Source organism: Poseidonocella pacifica (genome assembly GCF_900111875.1).
Lineage (GTDB): Bacteria > Pseudomonadota > Alphaproteobacteria > Rhodobacterales > Rhodobacteraceae > Poseidonocella > Poseidonocella pacifica.
Genome location: NZ_FOJU01000001.1, coordinates 306,134 through 326,587, shown reverse-complemented (window position 1 = coordinate 326,587; position 20,454 = coordinate 306,134). Strand labels below are relative to the sequence as shown.

Annotated in this window: 16 protein-coding genes; 3 read left to right on the top strand and 13 right to left on the bottom strand. The window is 63.9% G+C overall.

Going from position 1 to position 20,454, the window contains the following annotated elements; translation table 11 throughout:
- Positions 1-588 carry a riboflavin synthase gene (locus BM234_RS01525; RefSeq protein WP_092059952.1) on the bottom strand — a complete coding sequence of 196 codons (588 nt, stop codon included), beginning with the start codon at positions 586-588 and terminating at the stop codon, positions 1-3.
- A 78-nt stretch (positions 589-666) separates the two neighbouring features.
- Here BM234_RS01525 and BM234_RS01520 point away from each other — a divergent pair, with 78 nt between their 5' ends.
- From BM234_RS01520 to BM234_RS01510, 3 genes are all read left to right on the top strand, one after another.
- Complete coding sequence (locus tag BM234_RS01520; RefSeq protein WP_092059950.1) at positions 667-1,929, top strand: capsule biosynthesis protein; 1,263 nt, start codon at positions 667-669, stop codon at positions 1,927-1,929.
- An 87-nt stretch (positions 1,930-2,016) separates the two neighbouring features.
- Positions 2,017-3,159, top strand: a complete 1,143-nt coding sequence (locus BM234_RS01515) for a polysaccharide biosynthesis/export family protein (RefSeq protein WP_245752431.1) — start codon at positions 2,017-2,019, stop codon at positions 3,157-3,159.
- Between the two features lie 7 nt (positions 3,160-3,166).
- Positions 3,167-5,107 carry a capsular polysaccharide biosynthesis protein gene (locus BM234_RS01510; RefSeq protein WP_092059948.1) on the top strand — a complete coding sequence of 647 codons (1,941 nt, stop codon included), beginning with the start codon at positions 3,167-3,169 and terminating at the stop codon, positions 5,105-5,107.
- Here BM234_RS01510 and ribD read toward each other — a convergent pair.
- The 12 genes from ribD to BM234_RS01450 form a co-directional block, all read right to left on the bottom strand.
- Complete coding sequence (ribD, locus tag BM234_RS01505) at positions 5,104-6,201, bottom strand: bifunctional diaminohydroxyphosphoribosylaminopyrimidine deaminase/5-amino-6-(5-phosphoribosylamino)uracil reductase RibD (RefSeq protein WP_281247921.1); 1,098 nt, start codon at positions 6,199-6,201, stop codon at positions 5,104-5,106. The two genes, BM234_RS01510 and ribD, sit on opposite strands and share 4 nt — an antisense overlap.
- Complete coding sequence (gene nrdR / locus BM234_RS01500) at positions 6,198-6,665, bottom strand: transcriptional regulator NrdR (RefSeq protein ID WP_092059944.1); 468 nt, start codon at positions 6,663-6,665, stop codon at positions 6,198-6,200. Before nrdR ends, ribD begins: the two co-directional genes overlap by 4 nt.
- Positions 6,666-6,811: 146 nt before the next feature.
- Positions 6,812-7,768: a glycosyl transferase family protein gene (locus BM234_RS01495; RefSeq protein WP_092059942.1), complete on the bottom strand. Its 957-nt coding sequence runs from the start codon at positions 7,766-7,768 to the stop codon at positions 6,812-6,814.
- Entirely contained in the window at positions 7,765-10,380 is a 2,616-nt protein-coding gene (locus BM234_RS01490; RefSeq protein WP_092059940.1) for a nitrate reductase, read from the bottom strand. Before BM234_RS01490 ends, BM234_RS01495 begins: the two co-directional genes overlap by 4 nt.
- Positions 10,380-10,712, bottom strand: a complete 333-nt coding sequence (gene nirD, locus BM234_RS01485) for a nitrite reductase small subunit NirD (protein WP_092059938.1) — start codon at positions 10,710-10,712, stop codon at positions 10,380-10,382. The genes BM234_RS01490 and nirD overlap by 1 nt, the downstream gene beginning before the upstream one ends.
- On the bottom strand, positions 10,709-13,141 hold the full coding sequence (gene nirB / locus BM234_RS01480) for a nitrite reductase large subunit NirB (RefSeq protein ID WP_092059936.1): 2,433 nt from the start codon (positions 13,139-13,141) through the stop codon (positions 10,709-10,711). Before nirB ends, nirD begins: the two co-directional genes overlap by 4 nt.
- Positions 13,142-13,155: 14 nt before the next feature.
- Positions 13,156-14,085, bottom strand: coding sequence for a GAF domain-containing protein (locus BM234_RS01475; protein ID WP_092059935.1), 930 nt, complete (start codon positions 14,083-14,085; stop codon positions 13,156-13,158).
- On the bottom strand, positions 14,085-15,800 hold the full coding sequence (locus BM234_RS01470; RefSeq protein ID WP_092059933.1) for an ABC transporter ATP-binding protein: 1,716 nt from the start codon (positions 15,798-15,800) through the stop codon (positions 14,085-14,087). The genes BM234_RS01475 and BM234_RS01470 overlap by 1 nt, the downstream gene beginning before the upstream one ends.
- 5 nt (positions 15,801-15,805) lie before the next feature.
- Complete coding sequence (locus BM234_RS01465; RefSeq protein WP_092059931.1) at positions 15,806-16,888, bottom strand: ABC transporter permease; 1,083 nt, start codon at positions 16,886-16,888, stop codon at positions 15,806-15,808.
- An 88-nt stretch (positions 16,889-16,976) separates the two neighbouring features.
- Positions 16,977-18,344: a CmpA/NrtA family ABC transporter substrate-binding protein gene (locus BM234_RS01460; protein WP_092059929.1), complete on the bottom strand. Its 1,368-nt coding sequence runs from the start codon at positions 18,342-18,344 to the stop codon at positions 16,977-16,979.
- 268 nt (positions 18,345-18,612) lie between these two features.
- Entirely contained in the window at positions 18,613-19,788 is a 1,176-nt protein-coding gene (locus tag BM234_RS01455) for a CmpA/NrtA family ABC transporter substrate-binding protein (RefSeq protein WP_092059927.1), read from the bottom strand.
- Positions 19,785-20,369: an ANTAR domain-containing response regulator gene (locus tag BM234_RS01450; RefSeq protein ID WP_092059925.1), complete on the bottom strand. Its 585-nt coding sequence runs from the start codon at positions 20,367-20,369 to the stop codon at positions 19,785-19,787. Before BM234_RS01450 ends, BM234_RS01455 begins: the two co-directional genes overlap by 4 nt.
- Between the last annotated feature and the right edge of the window lie 85 nt (positions 20,370-20,454).

Here is a 20,454-nt window from a genome sequence, read left to right as displayed (position 1 = left end):
TTAACCGGCTTCGGTCAGCCGGGCCACGTACCGCGCAAGTGTGTCGATCTCGAGGTTGATCGCATCCCCTACGGAGACATCGCCCCAGGTCGTCACTGTTTTCGTGTGGGGGATCAGGTTTATCCCGAAGGTAGTCCCCTCCACTTCGTTCACCGTGAGCGAGGTGCCGTTGAGCGCGACTGACCCTTTGGGTGCGATGAATTTGGCAAGACCATTCGGCGCTTGCATCAGGATCCGCGTGCTCTCCCCCTCTTCGGTGAGGGAAACCACCTCTGCGACCCCGTCCACATGGCCAGAGACGATATGCCCACCAAGCTCGTCGCCAACCTTCAATGCGCGTTCGAGATTGATCCGGCGGCCTTCGGCCCATGCGCCGACGTTGGTCTTGTCGAGCGTTTCCGCGCTGATATCGACATCAAACCAGTCGTCGCCCTTCTCCACCACGGTCAGGCAAACGCCGTCGCATGCGATGGAGGCACCAAGGTCAACCGATCCCATGTCATAGCCGCAACCAATCCGCGCATGCAGATCCCCCCGATGCTCCAACTTGCGGATGGAGCCGAGATCCGTGATGATACCGGTGAACATGGCACAAACCCTCCTGTCGGTTCGCATCGGGCCTAGCCCGTCACGACAGGGGAGGCAAGGCCCTACCCCGGAGCCGTGATGCGCCGTTCCTTTCTCTTTCTCCAAGGCCCTCATGGCCCGTTTTTCTATCTCTTGGGAAAACAATTGCGGCATGCCGGGCATGAGGTGCGCCGCGTCGGGTTCAACGGGGCTGATCGCGCGTTCTGGCCAGATGGCGGATCATATCATGCGTACCGCGCACCTCTGCCCGACTGGCCTGCATCGATAGAAAGCCTACTTGATGAGGGCGTTACCGATCTCGTGCTGTATGGCGACACACGGGAGGTACATATTACGGCGATGCATGCCGCCCGATCCCGAGGGCTGCGGGTGCACGTGTTCGAGGAAGGGTATCTGCGGCCTTATTGGGTCACGTATGAACGCGATGGCGCGAACGGACACTCGCCGCTTGCCAGCATGAGCCTCGACGAGATCCGCGCAAAGCTGCCGAAAGAGGTCGCTGAACCTCGGTCCGCCCCGGCCCATTGGGGCGATCTTCGGCAGCATATCTTTTATGGCGCGCTATACCATGGCCTCGTCATGGCAACGCGCCGAAGCTACCCCGCCTATCGCAGTCATCGCGACAGGGGCGTAGGCGCTGAGTTCCGGCTTTATCTTCGGCGGCTCATGCTCATGCCCGCCGCCGCCCTTCGCCGGCGCATTTCGACGGCTCGTATACGGGCGGGGGGCTATCCCTATCACGTCGCACTCCTGCAACTTGCCCATGACAGTTCTGCCCTCGCCCATTCGCCGTTCCGCACGCCCGCGGAATTCGTGGAATCGGTCGTCGGCGGATTTGCCCAAGGCGCGCCCCGGCACCACCACCTAGTCTTCAAGGCCCACCCCCTCGAAGATGGGCGCGCGGGCATCGCGCGGACGATCATAGAGACCGCGCGCCGCCACGCCGTATCGGATCGGGTGCATTACCTTCTGGGCGGCAAGCTCGGCCCCCTTCTGGATGAAGCGTCAAGCGCCGTGACGGTCAGTTCGACCTCCGCGCATCAGGCGCTCTGGCGGGGTCTTCCGGTGAAGGCTTTCGGGGAGGCGGTCTTCTGCAAGCCGGGCATAACTTCCCAAGCGCCCATCGCGGCATTCTTTGCCCAGCCTGACCCGCCAGACCCCGCCGCTTATGCCGACTTGCGCGCATTCATGCTGAGGTCGTCGCAGCTTCGGGGCAGCTACTACAGTCGCGGCGGCAGACGGCAACTCCTGCGGATCATCTGCGACCGTATGTTCGCGGATGAGGCCCCCTACGAGATGTCGAACGCGACCCCCGCGACACAGTTGACGCTCGTTCGTTAGGCGGGTGCTTTCCACTGGGACCGCCATCCGCTAACGTCGCCAAAAGGCAAGAACAGGGAACCGGAAACGGTCGAGGAGCAGTACCCCGTGAAAGCTATTGGCAAGCGCCTTCGCAATGGCGTGACCTTGCTGGCAGTGGCGACGCTCGTCGCGTCCTGCGGCCTGCCGCGCTCCGGTCCGAGCAAGCGTGAAATCTATTCCGGCTCGGTAGAGCAGAACGGAAACGCCTATGTGGTGGAGGTGACCGATGCTGTGAACCGCGCTACGGGAACGGTTCCGGCGCTTGGTTTCTCTCAGGCATTTCTCGGCGCTCCACTTGCCGGCTCCGACGTTATTCAGCCGGGCGACACCCTCGGCCTTACGATCTGGGAAAACGTTGACGACGGCCTTCTGTCCGGCCCCGGTGCGAACGCCACCTTGCTCGAAGAAGTGCAGGTTGATGGCTCCGGCTTCATCTTCGTCCCCTACGCGGGCCGCATCCGGGCCGCCGGGAACACGCCTGAATCCATTCGCGGCATCATCACCGACAAACTCGAAGAACAGACCCCGGACCCGCAGGTGCAAGTACGCCGCCTCGCCGGTGATGGCGCAACCGTCTCCCTCGTCGGGGCCGTGGGCGCTCAGGGTGTCTACCCGATCGAGCGTCCGACACGGTCGCTGGCGGCCATGCTTGCCCGCGCGGGCGGTGTGACCATAGAGCCTGAAATCGCCCAGATCGTGGTGCTGCGTGGCAATCACCGGGGCCGCATCTGGTTTCAGGATCTTTTTGCCAACCCGCAGCTCGACATCGCGCTGCGTGGCGGGGACCGGATCCTGGTCGAGGAAGATACACGCGCCTTCATGGCCCTTGGGGCCACCGGAACGCAGCAGCGGGTTCCCTTCCAGACCAATACGCTTTCAGCGCTCGAAGCCTTGTCGCAAGTGGGCGGCCTGCGCGGTAACTCCGCCGATCCCACGGGCGTCTTTGTCCTGCGCGAGGAACCTGCGGAAATCGCCGCCGCCGTGCTGGGCAAACCCGGCGTGACCTCTCCACAGCGCATGGTCTATGTGCTTGACCTGACCCGACCCAACGGATTGTTCGCCGCCCGCGACTTTACCATCCGGGATGACGACACGATCTATGTCACCGAAGCGCCCTATGTGCAGTGGAACAAGGCAATATCCGCGCTGACGGGATCCCTCTCCTCGGTCAATGCGGTCGACAGCGCCGCCGGTGGGCTTGGCAACTAGGACTCGGATGGGCACGCCCTGCCCGCTACACGTCTATTCCGCCGGGTTTCTCTCCCCACGGCTCCGCCGCATTCTGTCACTGGCAGGATACCCGCCGCGCTTTGGCCTTCCATCCAGCGATGGAATCGTCGGCGTCTGGGGGGCATCCCCGACCGCGTGGCGGGGCAAGGCCATCGCGCGCCGGCGTGGCGCATCCCTCCTTCGGATCGAAGATGCTTTTCTCCGCTCACTCCATCCCGGCCGCGCCGGGGAGCCGCCGCTTGGTCTTTTGCTCGACAAGACCGGCGTGCATTTCGATGCCCGCGCCCCCAGCGATCTGGAAACACTGCTGCGCGACCACCCGCTTGACGATCCCCGCCTTCTGGATCGCGCTGAAGAAGGCATCGCCCGCCTGCGCGAAGATCACCTGACGAAATACGCCGCCGTCGATCCCAATGCGCCGTTGCCTGCGAGTGGCTATATTCTGATCGTGGATCAGGCGCGCGGCGATGCCTCCCTTCAGGCCTGCGGAGCGGATCAAGCGCGATTTGAAACCATGCTGGAGACTGCTAGGTCCGAAAACCCGGGCAAACCCCTTCTGGTGCGATCTCACCCGGAGACGGCCCTTGGATACAGGTCGGGTCACCTCGCGCCGACGAAGTCCCTGCCGGCGCATCTCAGCCCATGGACGCTGCTGGACCACGCGGAGAAGGTTTATACAGTTTCTTCGCAACTGGGGTTTGAGGCCATTCTCTCGGGGCATCGGCCCGTCGTGTTTGGCCAACCCTTCTACGCGGGCTGGGGCCTTTCCGATGATCGGATGCCCCCCTTGCGGCGCGGCCGCACGCTCACCTCACGGCAACTCTTCGCCGCGGCCATGCTGCTCTATCCCACGTGGTACGATCCCTGCCGCGACCGCCTTTGCTCCTTCGAGGATGCGCTTGACCATCTTGCGGCGCAGTCCCGCGCGTGGCGCGAGGATCGGCACGGCTGGATCGCGGGCGGCATGCGCAGGTGGAAGCGCCCGGCCCTGCGCCGGTTCTTTGGCCAGCACGGCGGGATCACCTTTACCGAGCGCGCGAAGCCTCGGGCCGAGGGACCGCGCCCGATGGTCTGGGCGTCGCGGAGCGACGGCGTGGGAGATGTCACCCGCATCGAGGATGGCTTTCTGCGCTCTCGTGGGCTGGGCGCGGCGCTCGTGCCGCCGCTGTCGCTCGTCGCGGATGACCGGGGAATCTACTACGATCCGACGCGCCCGTCCCGGCTGGATGAGGTGATCACGCGCCGCGAAGTCCTGCGCCCCGGGCAAGTCAACCGCGCCGAGCGCCTGATCGAACGGATCGCAGAGGCGGGCCTGAGCAAGTACAACCTTGGCGGCGCACTGCCAGATTTGCCCTCTGGCCGCCGCATCCTCGTGCCGGGTCAGGTAGAGGATGACGCGTCTATCCTGCTGGGCGCCGGAGAGACAAATAGCTATGCTGCGCTTCTCGCCCGTGCGCGCGCCGCCAATCCCGGCGCGGTTCTGATCTATAAACCGCATCCGGACGTTGAGGCGGGATTGCGGCGGGGTGCACTTGACGGGGTGGGCATCGCTGATGTCATCGCCCACCAATCCGACCCTATATCGCTTCTCAGCATGGTCGATGAGGTCTGGACCATGACGTCATTGCTGGGCTTCGAGGCGCTGTTGCGGGGCGTACCGGTCACCGTCACCGGACAGCCATTTTATGCGGGCTGGGGTCTGACCCGCGACCTTGGGCCACCCGTTCCGCATCGCACCGCCCGTCCGACCCTCGCAGGGCTCGTGCACGCGGCGCTGATCGACTATCCCCGCTATCTGGATCCGGTAAGCGGCCTGCCCTGTCCCGTCGAAGTGATCGTAGACCGGCTCATTCACAACGAAACCCGCCCCCGTTCCTTCGGCCTTGGGTTGGCTTCCGTGGTGCAGGTTGCGTTCAAACGCCCCTAGGCGCGACGCGCACGCCAGCGGTGCATGAGGTCCGGACCATAGGCGCGGCTCTCCACAAGGTCGAACCGCCCCGCTTCCGCCAACCGCGATAGACCCAGCACACCGATCGAGGGCACGCCTTCGGCACCGATTGCCAAGCCAGCCGAGAAACCGACGAATTCATCCACCAGATCCGCATGCAGCAGGGATGCTGCAAGCGCTCCGCCACCTTCGCAGAAGATCGAGGTCAGCCCGACACGTCCAAGCGCCTGCAACAATGCCTCGGGGTCAATCTGCCCGCCAACGACAGGGACAGGAATTAGCCGCGCGCCGAGCCCCTCCCACGCTGTGGTGAACTCATGCGCGGCATCTTCGCCATGACAGAGCCAGACAGGAACGTCCCGTGCGGTGCGCGCAAGCTTTCCCATCAAGGGAACATCCGCCCGGCGAGAAACAACAATGCGCACAGGCTGGCCCATCGGCCCAAGTCCGCGCACGGTCAACGAGGGATCATCCGCTCGCGCCGTGCCCGCGCCGATCATCACGGCATCGCAGCGCGCCCGCATGGCGTGAACCGCGCGGCGTGCTTCGGGGCCGGTGATCCATTTGCTCTCACCGGTGGCCGTCGCGATACGCCCATCAAGGCTGGTGGCAAGTTTGAGCGTAACATGAGGCCGGCCAAGTTCGTTGCGCAGGAAAAACCCGCGATGCGCCACTTCGGCCGCCTCGGAACAGATGCCCGTGGTCACCTTGATCCCGGCGCCCTCCAGCAGGGCGAACCCTCGCCCGGAAACCCGTGGATCGCTGTCTTCGAGCGCGGCGACAACACGGCTCACCCCCGCCGCGACAAGCGCCTCTGCGCAGGGCGGGGTCGCGCCGTGATGCGCGCAAGGTTCCAGCGTGACATAAGCAGTTGCGCCCCGCGCCGCCTCACCGGCCTGCGCGAGCGCCATGGTTTCGGCATGCGGCCGGCCACCCTCTTGGGTCCACCCGCGCCCGACGACCCGGCCATCGCGGACAATCACGCACCCGACGGAGGGGTTGGGCCAGCAACGCCCCTGCCCGCGCGCCCCAAGAACGAGGGCAAGGGCCATGAAACGCCTGTCGTCGCTCACTCGCCCGGCTTCACCGGAGGCCGCAACTCACTGACAAACTTGTCGAAATCGTCAGCGGCCTGAAAATTCTTGTAAACGGAGGCAAAGCGGACATAAGCGACCGTATCGATCCGCGCGAGGCTCTCCATGACGATCTCACCGATCATCTTGGAGGGAATATCGCTCTCCCCCATGCTCTCGAGCCGCCGCACAATGCCGGAAATCATCTGGTCGATGCGCTCGGGTTCTACGGGGCGTTTCTGCATCGAAATGCGGATGGAACGTTCGAGCTTGTCACGGTCGAAATCTTCGCGGCGGCCGTTGGATTTTATGACGACCAGATCGCGAAGCTGGACCCGCTCATAGGTGGTGAACCGTCCCGCACATGCCGGGCAAAAACGCCGGCGGCGGATCGCAACGTGATCCTCTGCGGGGCGCGAATCCTTTACCTGCGTATCGACGTTTCCGCAAAACGGGCAGCGCATGACAACCGCTCTCCTCTCCGGCCAGTGACCGTGATGGGGGCCGATACCCCCTTACTCCACAGGCACTATAGGGGGCACTCTAGAGTTTGGGTAGGGGAGAATTCGAACCTCAAGATAGGCGATACGCAACGGCCACACCAAACGGTTCAGGCCTCGACGGTCATCGGTCGGTTCTTCCACAGATCCTGCGCCCGCGCCTCGGGAGTCTCCACACCAAGCGTATCAAGCGCGATCGCCGCGGTACCGATCACAAGCGCCGTGGCAAAGGGATCGACGCGCTCTCCGACCCAGAGTTCCGCAAGACGTGCCGGATCCGTCTCGCCATCATCCATCCGGCGCGTAGCCGACAGCAAGGACGGATACACCGACTCCCATGCCGCGCCACCCCGCAGCCCAAAGGCCTCGATGGGCTTGGCGGGATTGCGTTCGAACTCGCCCCCTCCGCCTTTGATCACTGTCAGAGCACGCAGGCCCATCAGCGCGCCAGCATCCGCCTGAAGCAGCCGATAGGAGGGATGAAAGACGCCTTGCACGCAGGCCTCGGCCTGACCGGGGTTGAGCATCCGCGCCACGGTATTCATGCAAGAACGCAGGCCAAAGGCCTCCCTCAACTTCAGCAGAGCGAGGAGTTTGGGCGCGACCGTCTCTAGCGGAAGATATGCCAGATTTTGGCGCGACAGCAGAGGCCCCACCTCGTCTATCCCTACGGCGACCGGCACCCCTGCGGCCTGCAGACCGCCACGCACCGCCCCTACATGGGCATTCCAGCCGTGCAACAGCACCCGATGCCCGGCCAGAGCCACCAACCGCGCCGAGAGCAGGAACCACGGCAGTCCCCGCGTGCGCCCCGCGGCATAGCTCGACCAGTCAAGGTCCGGCGGCGGGAGGGAGGGAAGCTGGGATTGCGCCCCGCTGATGAACCCGGCGATCTCTTCCGCGGTTTCGCCCTTCATCCGCAGAAGCATCAGCAACGCGCCAATCGCCTCCGGCTCTGCCTCGCCCTGCATGATGAGCGCCATGGCCTCGCCGGCCTCAGCCTGAGTGAGCGCGCGGGACCGCCCCGGCCCTCGCCCGAGGATCCTGACATAAGGCGCAAGGCTCATTCGGCGGCTTCGCGCGTCCGTACGCGCGCGATGAGCCCGGCAAGTTCCGACCGGCAAGAGCCACAGTTCGTTCCCGCCGAGAGTGCCGCACCAATGGCGTCCACGGTCATGAGCCCTTCGGTTTCGATGGCCGACAGGATCGTGTTTGCGCCGATGTTGAAGCAGGAACACACCACAGGGCCAGGGTCGGGTCGGTCAGCGGGCGCGCGCCCGGTCAGTGTGTCCGCAGCATCGGTCCCCGGAAGACTGACAAGATAATCCCGCATGATCGCGACTGGCTCGGGCGAGACAAAGATCGCGGCGAGCAACCGGCCTTTTTCGTGGAGGGCGATACGGGCAACGCCGCGCGCCCTGTCCTCTACCGATTGCACTTCTGCCTCCGGCAAACCAAAAAGCCGCCGTGCCTCGGCTTCCCAATCTTCCACCTGCGTTCCGCCAGCCAGTTCCGCGCGCCAACCAGCCTGCGTTCGGGCCCGCGCCCAATAGCTGCACGTCGGATCAAGCCGGGCCGACGATACGGCAAATCCATACCAGACGGCGCGAAAGGGCTCGACCGCCACAACGCACCCTTTGCTCTCGGGTTGGCCGGAAACCGGATCGGTGGCAGCGGCCACCACCGCGTCGATCCGCCCCGAAGGCGCCGTTTCCCCGGTCCAGTGCATCGGCGCGAAAAGCTCGCCGGGCAGAACATCGCTCGTGATGCGTGCCCGCAGGATCGCGCTACCTTCCGGGCTTCGCACCTGCACGAGAGCGGCCGGAGCAAGCGCCATGTTCGCCGCATCCTGCGGATGAATGTCCAGGTAGGGTTCGGCCAGATGCGCAGAGAGACGCGGCGACAACGCCGTGCGCGTCATTGTGTGCCACTGATCGCGAATCCGCCCAGTGTTGAGACGAAAGGGATAGCGCGGCGCGGTGCGTGCCGCTGGCGGCCGGTAGCGAACCGGGATCATCCGACCACGCCCTCCGGGATGAAAGAACGCACCATCCGCAAAGAAGCGCCCACCTTGACGTCCCGCCCGTATGGGCCAGCGCGCCGGCGCGAGGGCCTCGTAGCCCGCGTCATCGAGATCGGCGAGGCCGGAGATATCGAAATCACGGCCAAAGCCGCCCGCTATGCCTGAAAGCGCTGCGTGCTCGCGGAAGATCTCCGCCGGGCTTTCATAATCGAACGCCGCGCTCCAGCCCATGCGCCGCCCTACTTCGGCAAGGATCGCCCAATCCGGCCGCGCCTCCCCCGGAATGGGTAGCGCAGTACGCTGGCGGCTTATGGTGCGGTCGGAATTTGTCACCGTACCATCTTTCTCAGCCCAAGCCGTCGCAGGCAACAGCACGTCACAGAGCCGCGCCGTATCCGTTTCAGGAGTAATCTCGCTGATCACCGTAAAATCGCAGGCGGCAATCGCATCGCGCACGGCATCCGCCTCCGGCATCGAGACAGCGGGATTGGTGTGAATGATCCAGAGCGCCTTGATCCGCCCCTCGCCCACCGCACGGAACATATCGACAGCCTTGAGGCCGGGGGCCTCCGGCATGGCGGGCGCGGACCAGAAATCCCGCACGGCGCGTCGATGATCGGGGTTCTCCAAATCAAGGTGGCAGGCAAGCATGTTGGCCAGCCCGCCGACCTCCCGCCCACCCATGGCGTTGGGTTGTCCGGTAACGCTGAGCGGGCCGCATCCGGGCTTGCCCACGCGCCCCGTCGCAAGATGACAGTTGAGGATCGCGTTGACCTTGTCGGACCCCGAGGTGGATTGATTGACGCCCTGACTAAACACGGTGACGACCTTCTCGGTCCCGATCCATATGCGGCAGAAGGCGGCAACCTCCGCTTCGGTCAGGCCGGTTACCGAGAGGTCCGCCACGCCTGCCGCAGCCAGAGTTTCATCGAAACCGTCGATGTGACGAATGTATTCCCGGTCAAGCGCGCCGCTGTCCCAGATCTCCGCAAAAAGCCGGTTGAAGAGGGCCACGTCGCTGCCCGAGCGAAGCTTGAGGTGCATGTCCGCCCCATCACAACTTGCCGTTCGGCGCGGATCGATCACGATCACCCGTGTCCCGTGTGCTTTCTTGGCCGCGAGCACCCGCTGGAACAGCACTGGATGACACCACGCCATGTTGGACCCGACGAGCACGATCAGGTCCGCTTCCTCCAGATCCTCATAGGTCTGGGGCACGGTGTCGGTGCCAAAGGCGCGTTTGTGACCGGCCACGGTGGACGCCATGCAAAGCCGGGAGTTCGTATCGATGTTGGCCGAGCCGATGAAGCCCTTCATCAGTTTGTTCGCGACATAGTAATCTTCGGTCAGCATCTGACCCGAGACATAAAACGCCACGCTGTCCGGCCCGTGGGCCGCGACCGTATCGCGGAACCGCGACGCCACCAGATCAAGCGCGCTGTCCCAATCTGTCTTGCGCCCCTCCACCACCGGAGAAAGGAGCCGCCCCTCCAGCCCGACCGTCTCGCCAAGGGCCGATCCCTTGGAGCAGAGCCGCCCGAAGTTGGCAGGGTGATCCGGATCGCCCTTGACTGAGAGCCCGCCCTCCCCATCCGCTGAGAGCAGCACACCGCAGCCGACGCCGCAGTAAGGACAGGTGGAGCGGACGGGCCCCATCAGGCGGCGCTCCGCTTGCCGATTTCGTCGAGATCAAGCAGCACCCGGCCCCCATCGAGCCGCACCGGATAGGTGGCGATCTGCCCCGCATCCGCGCCCTGTGCCACGCCGGTCTCCAGCGAGAACACCCAGTTGTGCAAGGGACAGGTCACCTTGCGGCCATGCACGATCCCTTCGGACAGCGGGCCCCCCTTGTGCGGACAGCTGTTGGATGTGGCAAAGACCTCCTGCTCGTCGGTGCGAAATACGGCCACGCATCCGATGCTCGTCTTGACGATCTGGGCGCCCCGCAGGGGGATGTCGTCGATATGGCCCACGTCGATCCAGTTCATTCGGCTGCCTCCAATGTCAAATCTGCAAGCGGCTTGAAGTGGCGGGCCGCCTCGGGGCTTGCGCGCTCTGCCCACGGGTCTTTCTGGTAAACGGATTGCGAGATGTCGAAGCGCTCCACCAGCGCGGCGCGCTCTGCGTCATCCGCCAGTGTGTCCCTGACCCAATCGAGGCCGACTTTGGCGATCCATTTGTAAGCACGGTCGAGGTATTTCGCGTGTTCGCGGTAGAGCTGGACAAAAGCGACGGTCCATTCGATCGTCTCCTCCTCGGTCCGGGCATCGTGCAGGCGCTCGACCTCCTTTACGTCCATGCCGGCAGCCCCGCCCACACCGATCTGATAGCCGCTATCGACACAGATGATCCCGACATCCTTGCACGTCGCCTCGGCGCAATTGCGCGGACACCCTGACACACCCAACTTGACCTTGTGCGGGGTCCATGACCCCCAGAGCCGCTTTTCCAGAATGATGCCGAGACCCGTGGAATCCTGCGTGCCGAACCGGCACCAGTCCGAGCCGACGCAAGTCTTCACCGTGCGCAGCCCCTTGGTATAGGCATGCCCCGACACCATTCCGGCATCGTTCATGTCCGACCAGATTGCCGGGAGGTCCTCTTTCTTGATGCCGAGCAGGTCGATCCGCTGGCCGCCCGTCACCTTGACCACGGCATTGTACTTGTCAGCGGCATCCGCGATCGCGCGCAATTCCTGCGCATTGGTCATCCCCCCCCACATCCGGGGCATCACCGAATAGGTACCGTCTTTCTGGATGTTGGCGTGGTTGCGCTCGTTGACGAAACGGCTCTGCGGGTCGTCCTGGTAATCGAGCGGCCAGTCCGCAAGCAGATAGAAGTTCACCGCCGGGCGGCAAACGTGACAACCGTTCGGCGTCTTCCACCCCAATTCCTGCCAGACGGCGGGCTGCGATTTGAGCTCCTGCGCCTTGATCAGACGCCGAACATCTTCGTGGGTGAGATCGGTGCAGCCGCAGACAGGTTGCGCCGCCGGCATCTGGAAATCGTCGCCGAGCGTGACCGCAAGCACCTGCTCGACAAGGCCAGTGCATGTCCCGCAGGAGGCGCTGGCCTTGGTTGTCGCCCGGATGGCCCCGAGATCGCCCGCGCCCGCTTCGATGGCGGATACGATATCGCCCTTGCATACGCCGTTGCAGCCGCAGATTTCCGCATCATCCGGCAAGGCTGCAACGGCCGCCAAAGGGTCCGCCGAGGCACCCCCCTGATAGGCCGGTCCGAAAATCAACGTCTCGCGCATGGCCGAGACATCCGTTCCGTCCTTGATCAGGCCAAAGTACCAGTTTCCGTCGCCGGTATCGCCATACATGACCGCTCCGACAAGTCGGTCCTCCTCGATCACGAGCCGCTTGTAGACGCCGCGTGCCGGGTCACGAAACACGATATCCTCGCGCCCCTCTCCCTCGGCGAAATCGCCCGCGGAGAAGAGATCACAGCCGGTGACCTTGAGCTTGGTAGACAGCTCGCGCATCGCGAAGGCATCGACTTCACCAAGCAGGGATCTGGCCAGAACCTTTGCCTGATCGTACAGAGGCGCGACAAGCCCGAAGATGTTGCCGTCAAACTCCACGCATTCGCCGACCGCATAGATCGCGGGATCGGAGGTTTGCATCTGGGCATCGACAATGATGGCGCGCCCACAGTCGAGTCCGGCATCCTTGGCAAGTTGTACCGACGGACGGATGCCCACAGCCATGACCACGATATCGGCGGGCAGGACGGTGCCATCCTCGAGCAAAACATCCTCGACCCGATCGCGACCTCGGATCTCCTTGGTGGAGGCGCGCAGCAAAACGTCGATCCCGCGCTTTTCCAGATCCTTCTTCAGAAGATACCCCGCCGCCTCGTCGAGTTGCCGCTCCATGAGGTGACCCATGATATGCAGAACGGTCACATCCATCCCCCGAAGGCGCAGGCCCGCCGCTGCCTCCAGACCCAGAAGCCCACCGCCGATGACCACAGCGCGGGATCCGGGCTTGCCAGCGGCCTCGATCATCGCATTCGTGTCCTCGAGATCGCGGTAGGCCACGACGCCTGGCTTGTCGTGCCCCGGAAGGGGAATGATGAAGGGAGACGAGCCCGTGCCGATGATCAGCTTGTCATAAGAAACCTCCCCCTTCTCCCCGACCACGACCTTTCGATCGCGATCGATGGAAATGACCTTTTCGCCAAAGCGGCAATTGACCTTGCCCGCTCCGTACCAGCCATCGTCATGTGTGACGATTTCCTCATAGCTCTTTTCACCCGACAGCACTGGCGAGAGCATGATGCGGTTGTAGTTTCCGCGCGGCTCCGCGTTGAAGAGGGTGATCTCGAAGGCATCGGGCGCAGTGTCCCGCAAGTGCTCCAGCACGCGGCCAGAGGCCATGCCAGCACCGATAACGACCAGTTTTTGCATCTCTGGGGTTCCTTTCAGCAATACCAGGCGACGATGTGGGAAACCTCGCCCGCGCGATGGATCGGAAGGGCGGTCATCGTGTCATAGCCCGCCGAGAGGCCCGGCACGCCGCTCTCGACCACCGGCACACCGGTCCCGAGCGCGCGGCCCACAAGACCTTGCCACGCGGACACTTTGCGTTCCGGCTCTGCCTCGCCGGTCCAGAGCGGCCCCTCGCGGGCGCATATTCCGTCGATCAGGACTGCTTCACCGCGTCCCGCACGGCGTGCATCCCAGATTTCGAAGCGGCGCGCGATGGGCGTCCCGAGGGCCGAAAGCAGTGTCAGGACAAAGCTCTTGCCGCCCGGTACAGGAACCGGCAGGCCCAGCCCGGTCGTCAACCCCGCCTTGCCAGCGCTTTCGGCCCGGACAAACCGATAGCCGGAGCCAAGATCGCGCATCAGGATCGGCGTTTCCGCAGACCAGACCCCGCCGGGAAGCCCCTGCCCGCGCGGAAACTGCGTGTGCTGCGACACCCATTCGAAGTGCTTGGCAGCGCCGTAATACCCATCGTCGAGCATCAGGACACCGTCCTTCTCCGCCCAGACCTCGATGGCACCGGTTCGGTTCTCATCGTCACCGCAAAGAACAACCAGAACCGCCTTCAGCTCTTTCCCGGCAAAGACGGGGATTGCGACCGCACTGGTCAGACCTGCCTCGCGCGCTGCCTCGATGCGTTTGAAATAGGACCCGTCGAACCCCTTGAGCACGACTGGCCGCGCCTCGGCCCAAGCCTTGCCCGGCAAGCCTTCGCCCTTCGCGAATGCCGTCTGCCGGGACGCCTCCTCGAACGCCGTCAGGGTGCCATAGTACCCCTCGGCAAGGACGAGCGTATCGCCCTTGGGAACCCAGACTTCGGTTACCTCCACAAAAGTCTTTACCGGTCTGTCGAGTGCGAGTTCCATCACGCGGCCTCCTTCTTGGCGGTCTCACCGGGCTTGACGGTCTTTCCGGGGGCTGTCGCACCGGCGCTCTTGCCCGTGGCTCCGTGCTCGTACTCCTCGAGGAAACTCAGCACCTGCTCGCGGTAGAGGTAATAGTCGGGGTGTTCCAGAAGCGCCTTGCGGGTGCGCGGACGGGGCAGATCCACATCCACGATCCGGCCGATCGTCGCTTGTGGTCCGTTGGTCATCATCACCACGCGGTCGGCCAGCAGGATCGCCTCATCCACATCATGGGTGACACAGATCGCCGTCACCTTGGTGCGGGACCAGACCTCCATGAGCACTTCCTGCAGCTCCCAGCGGGTGAGGCTGTCGAGCATCCCGAAGGGTTCATCGAGCAGCAAGAGTTTTGGTGAAAGCGCGAAGGCGCGCGCGATCCCGACCCGCTGCTTCATCCCGTTGGACAGCTCCGTCGCGGGCTTGTCCATGGACTCCCCCAAACCCACACGCTCCAGGTAATATTCCACAATGTCTTGCCGCTCGGCCCGGTTCGCGCCGGGATAGACCTTGTCCACCCCCACCGCGACGTTCTCCTTGGCGGTCAGCCACGGGAAGAGTGACGGCGATTGAAACACCACCGCCCGTTCGGGATCCGCCCCCTCCACGTGCCGACCGTCGAGCTTGATCGCCCCCTTGGAGATATCGTTGAGTCCCGCCGCCATGGTGAGCACGGTCGACTTGCCACAACCCGAGTGACCGATCAGGGAGATGAACTCCCCCTTGTCGACCTTCAGGTTGAAATCCTCCACCACGGACAGCGGCCCCTTGGGCGTCGGATAGATCTTGTGCAGTTGCGAGAAGTCGAGAAAGCGTTCTTCGATGAGCCCTTCCTGCGCTTTTGCCACCGCGGCGGGCATTCCGTGGATCGGGGTCACATCCGGCAAAAGGCGCGTCCCTTCGACCTTCGCCTCGATCCCGACGTCCATCAGGTAGTTCGTGACCTGTGCCCGCAGCGCCTTGAACGTCTCATCGTGGTTCATCGCGGAGCGATCACGCGGGCGGGGCAGACTGACCCGCACTTCCTCCCCCAGCGTCCCGTCGGGGTTGAGCGGGATGATCCGGTCAGCCAGCAGGATCGCCTCATCCACGTCGTTGGTGATCAGTACGCAGGTTTTCTTGTCCTCGTTCCAGATCTGCTCGATCTCATCCCCGAGGTTCGCCCGCGTCAGCGCATCGAGCGCCGAGAGCGGCTCATCGAGCAACAGCACCTCGGGGTTCATGGCCAGCGCCCGGGCGACATTGACCCGTTGGCGCATACCGCCCGAAAGCTCCGCCGGACGCCGTGCCGCGGCATGGGCGAGCCCGACCATCCTGATGTAATGGGCGACCTTTGCCTCCCGCTCTGCCTTCGGCATCTTGGGAAAGACGGTCTGTACCGCAAGCGCGACATTGCCCTGTACCGTCAGCCACGGCATGAGCGAATAGTTCTGAAAGATCACGCCCCGTTCCGGCCCCGGCCCCTCGATGGTCTTGCCGCGAAAGGTCACCTCTCCTCGGGAGGGGCGCTCCAGCCCCGCCATCAGGTTGATGAGTGTCGTCTTGCCCGTCCCGGAGAAGCCCAGCAGCACGAGAAACTCGCCTTCCTGAACCGAAAGGTTGATCTCTTTGAGCACATCCGTTGCATGAATGCCCTCTCCGAAGGTCTTGGTGACGTTCTTGAATTCGATCACGTCCATTGGGATCACCGATTGTTGGAGAAGGTGAAAAGGGATTGCAGCGCGAACATCACCCGATCGAGCAGAAAACCGATGATGCCGATGGTGAGAACCGCAACCATGATCTTGGCGAGCGAACTGGAAGACCCGTTCTGAAACTCATCCCAGACGAATTTTCCCAGACCCGGGTTCTGCGCCAGCATCTCTGCGGCGATCAGAACCATCCAGCCAACCCCGAGCGACAGGCGCAGACCGGTGAAGATCAGCGGCAGTGCCGAGGGCAGGACCAGCTTGGTGATCTTGGTCCAGGTGTTCATCTTGAGCACCTTGGAGACGTTCACCAGATCCTTGTCGATGGAGGCGACCCCGAGCGACGTGTTGATCAGCGTCGGCCAGAGCGAGCAAAGCGTGACGGTAATGGCAGAGACAAGAAAACTCTTGGCGAAAAGGCCATCTTCCGTAACGTAGACCGCAGAGACCACCATCGTCACGATGGGGAGCCACGCCAGCGGCGAGACCGGTTTGAAAATCTGGATCAGCGGGTTGAGCGCGGCATTGGCCGTGGCCGAAAGCCCCGCCGCAATCCCGAGCGGAACAGCGACGATGGTGGCCACGAGGAACCCGAAAAAGACCGTCTTGATCGAGGTCCAGATCTGTTCGTAGTAAGATGGCGCGCCGGTATAGGCGACGCTCTTGACGTCCTCGGGGCGGCCCGCTGCGATCAGCTTCTCGTTGCGGATCTCGACCATCGCCACGAACTTGTCGCGTTTCTCCGCCTTGGCGAGGGCGTCTTGGTGCAGGTTCTTCGCCTCCTCCCAGACTTCGACCGGGCCCGGCACCGCGCCAAGCGATGTCTGAACCTTCGGCGCCAACGCGCCCCACATCAGCAAAAAGAGCGCGATCGCAAGGATCGGCACGCCCAGCAAACGCCAGATCTCTCCGCCCTGCGCGCGCGGGTTATCCCCGGCAGCGGCCTTGATCACCGGGGTCATCCAGGCGAGGCCAAGCACCTGAAACCATTTGTCGGCAGTGTTGATGCGGGTGAACAGCCGGGCCCGTCTGGCCTCCTTCGCCGCGCTTTCGGTAAAATTCGGATCGACGGTCGTCATGTTCTGTCTCCTGGCTGGGGATGGCAGGCGGGGCGAGGCTCCGATACCGGAGCGCGCGCCGCCGCCATTCCGTCTGGCGGCTGGTGGCTCAGCCCTGGACTTCGGTTCCGACCACGATCTGCTGACCCTTCAGGCCGATGGGCAGGCTCTCGAGGTAGGCGTTGGGAGTGCGGCCGTCATAGGCGATGCCGTCGATGATATCCTCCGGCGGAGTCGGCGCCTTGTAACCATCGCTGTCCCATGGGAAATCCGCCTCGTCGGCCATATCCTCGTTCACCAGCATCCGTGCCGCTTCGAGATAGATGTCCGGACGATAGACCGACTTTGCGACCTCATCATACCACTCGTCGGCCTTGGGCTCGGTGATCTGACCCCAACGGCGCATCTGCGTCAGGTACCACACAGCGTCCGAATAGAACGGATAGGTGGCGTTGTAGCGGAAGAAGACGTTGAAATCGGGGACCTCGCGCTTGTCGCCCTTCTCATATTCGAAGGTGCCGGTCATCGAGTTGGCGATCACCTCCGCATCGGCGCCCACATATTCGGAGCGCGACAGGATCTCGACCGCTTCTTCGCGGTTGGCATTGTCGTTCTCGTCAAGCCACATGGCCGCGCGGATCAGCGCCTTGGTCACCGCGAGCGTCGTGTTTGGGTACTGCTCGGCGAAATCGGCGTTGATGCCGAAAACCTTCTCTGGGTTGTTCTTCCACAGCTCGTAGTCGGTGATGACCGGCACGCCGATGCCCTTGAACACGGCCTGTTGGTTCCACGGCTCGCCGACGCAGTAGCCATTGATCGTCCCGGCCTCCAGCGTGGCAGGCATCTGTGGCGGTGGCGTCACGGAAAGCAGCACATCGGCACCGATCTGGCCGGTGATGTTGTCCGCGGAGTAATATCCGGGGTGCAGACCACCCGCCGCCAGCCAGTAGCGCAATTCGTAATTGTGGGTGGAGACGGGAAAGACCATGCCCATTTTGAAGGACTTGCCTTCGGATTTGTACTGCTCGACCACGGGCGCAAGTGCCTCGGCGCTGATCGGGTGCTGCGGGCGACCATCATCCATGGTGGGGATGTTCGGCTTCATGGCTTCCCAGACGGAGTTCGACACCGTGATGCCATTGCCGTTCAGGTCCATCGAGAAGGGCGTGATGATATGGGCCTCGGTGCCGAAACCGATCGTCGCGGCGAGCGGCTGACCGGCGAGCATATGCGCCCCGTCGAGTTGCCCGTCGATCACCCCGTCGAGCAGCACCTTCCAGTTGGCCTGTGCCTCCAGCGTGACGAAAAGCCCTTCGTCGAGGAAATACCCCTGTTCGTAGGCGACGGCGAGGGGCGCCATATCGGTCAGCTTGATGAAGCCAAAGGTCAGCTCATCCTTTTCAAGGTCGAGCATCTGCGCGAAGCCGGGGCTGGCGAGTGCGGTGCTGGCCGCGAGGCCGAGAAGGAGGTTCTTCATGGAGTTGTCCCTTTCCATGGCCCGGCGGGTGGGAAGACCGGGCGAAAAACGAAAAAGCCGCTGACACACCCCGCAGGTTTGCGGAGGGTCGAGCGGCTTTGCTCAGAATTCCCAGTCTTCGGGAGACGATTGTCGGCTGGCGTCGTTGCCTGCCTTACTCTTTCACTATGCCTGCTGGCGCTGCGATGCGGCAAAGAAAAATCACTGCGAAGTCCTGAAATTTCCGTTCGGGCCGGGCCATCCTGCGGATATGCCCAGCATTTCGGCATCAGTTTTCCGAAGGCTCAAAAATTCGGCCATCGAAGAACTGGTTCCGGGACAGGATCAGCCGCCCTGATTCCGATGCGACCGGTGCTTCGGCTGATATCGCGCCCTCCAGCTTGGACGAGGCTCCGGGAAGATCCGCCGTCGTGCCCGCCAGCGCCGCGCGATAGAGATCGGAGCGAAACACCCCCCGCGCGGCCCGCGCCGCCCCCTCGCGTTCAAGCCCCGTTCGAGCCGCGAGTTGAAGCCCCATCCACTCCGCCTGACTGCGCCACGGAAAGCCCGCCGCGCCCCGGTGGAACTCAACGAAGTTGCCCACGCGGCGCTCCTCCCCCGTCGGCGCGATGACAAATCGCCCGGTGAGCGCGCGTTCCAGCACTTCGGAGGGCAGATCGAGATAGGCTGGCCGCGCCAGCAACTCCGCCGCAAGCGTGTGCGAGGACGGATCGCCAAGCCAGCGGCCCGCACGCCAGACCGCCCGGATCAACCGCCCGACAAGGGAGCGTTCGCTCTCGGCCCAGTCACTGCGCACGGCAAGAACCTTTTCCGGTGCAAACGACCAGATCGCCGCCCCCGGCAACAAAAGCTCCCCGACGCCGCCCTCAACGGCCACGCTGCCCCAAGGCTCCCCGACGCAAAAGGCGTCGATTTCCCCAGCGCGGATCGCATCGGCCATCAATGTTGGCGGCACGGTACGGATGTCGATCCCCTGCGGGGCAGGCAGGCCGAGCGCCGACAACCAGTAAAAAACGAGTTCCGCATGCATCGAGAATGGAAATGGCACCCCGACGCGAAGCCGCTCGCCACGTGCCGCGATCAGCGCCTCCCCCGCGGCCCGCGCATCGGAAAAGCCAAAGTCGTGGCCCCCATCGCGAAGGCGCGCCGCCAGATCCGCGCTGACGCCAATGACCTCTCCATTCACCGACAGGACCGACACCGCGTCGAGCGCCGCCCCCGCCCCGCCAAGCCCGAGCGCCGTGGCGACGGGCACCGCCGACAGCATATGCGCCGCGTCCACCTGCCCGTAACTGAGGCTGTCACGCAGGCTCGACCACGACGGCGCGCGCCGCAGATCGAGTGCGATCCCCTCCTCGGCGGCAAAGCCCATTTCCTGCGCCACGATGAGGGGGGCGGCATCGACCAGCGCGATATACCCCACCGCGAGGGTCGTCCCCTTCATGACAGAAGCCCCGCCGCAGTCACCAGCGCCTGCGCCACATCCGCCACCCGTTTTCCCTGATCCATCGCCGTCTTGCGCAAGAGCGCATAGGCCTCTTCCTCGCTGACGCCGCGTACCTTGATGAGCATGCCCTTCGCCCGGTCGATCACCTTGCGCTCTTCGAGCGCGCGCTTCGTCTCGGCCAGTTCGGTGCGCATCCGGCTGAACATCCGGAACCGGGCGATCGCGGCATCGAGCACGGGTTTGAGCCGTTGCGGCTGCATCCCGTCGACCACATAGGCCGACACCCCCGCCTCAATCGCCGCCGCCGACAGCCCCTCGTCGGAGCGGTCCACGAACATCGCGACCGGCCGGTCCATCGGCCCCGAGGCCAGGGCCAACTCCTCCAGCATGTCGCGCGAGGGGTTCTCAAGATCGATCAGCACGATATCGGGGCTGCGCGCCTGTATCTTGCGGGCAAGGCCCGTTGGCTCGGAAATGACGTGGATGTCATAGTCTCCCGCCCCGCGCAGCGCATCGACGATGGACAGCGCGCGGTCCCGTTCCGCCTCGACGACGATAATGGAAAGAGGTTCGCCCATGCCCGGTATCGCGCCTGACTTGCCGCGCCTTGTAAAGGCTCGCCGCGCTGCAGCGGTCCCGATTAGAAGCACCTGCCTAAAATAT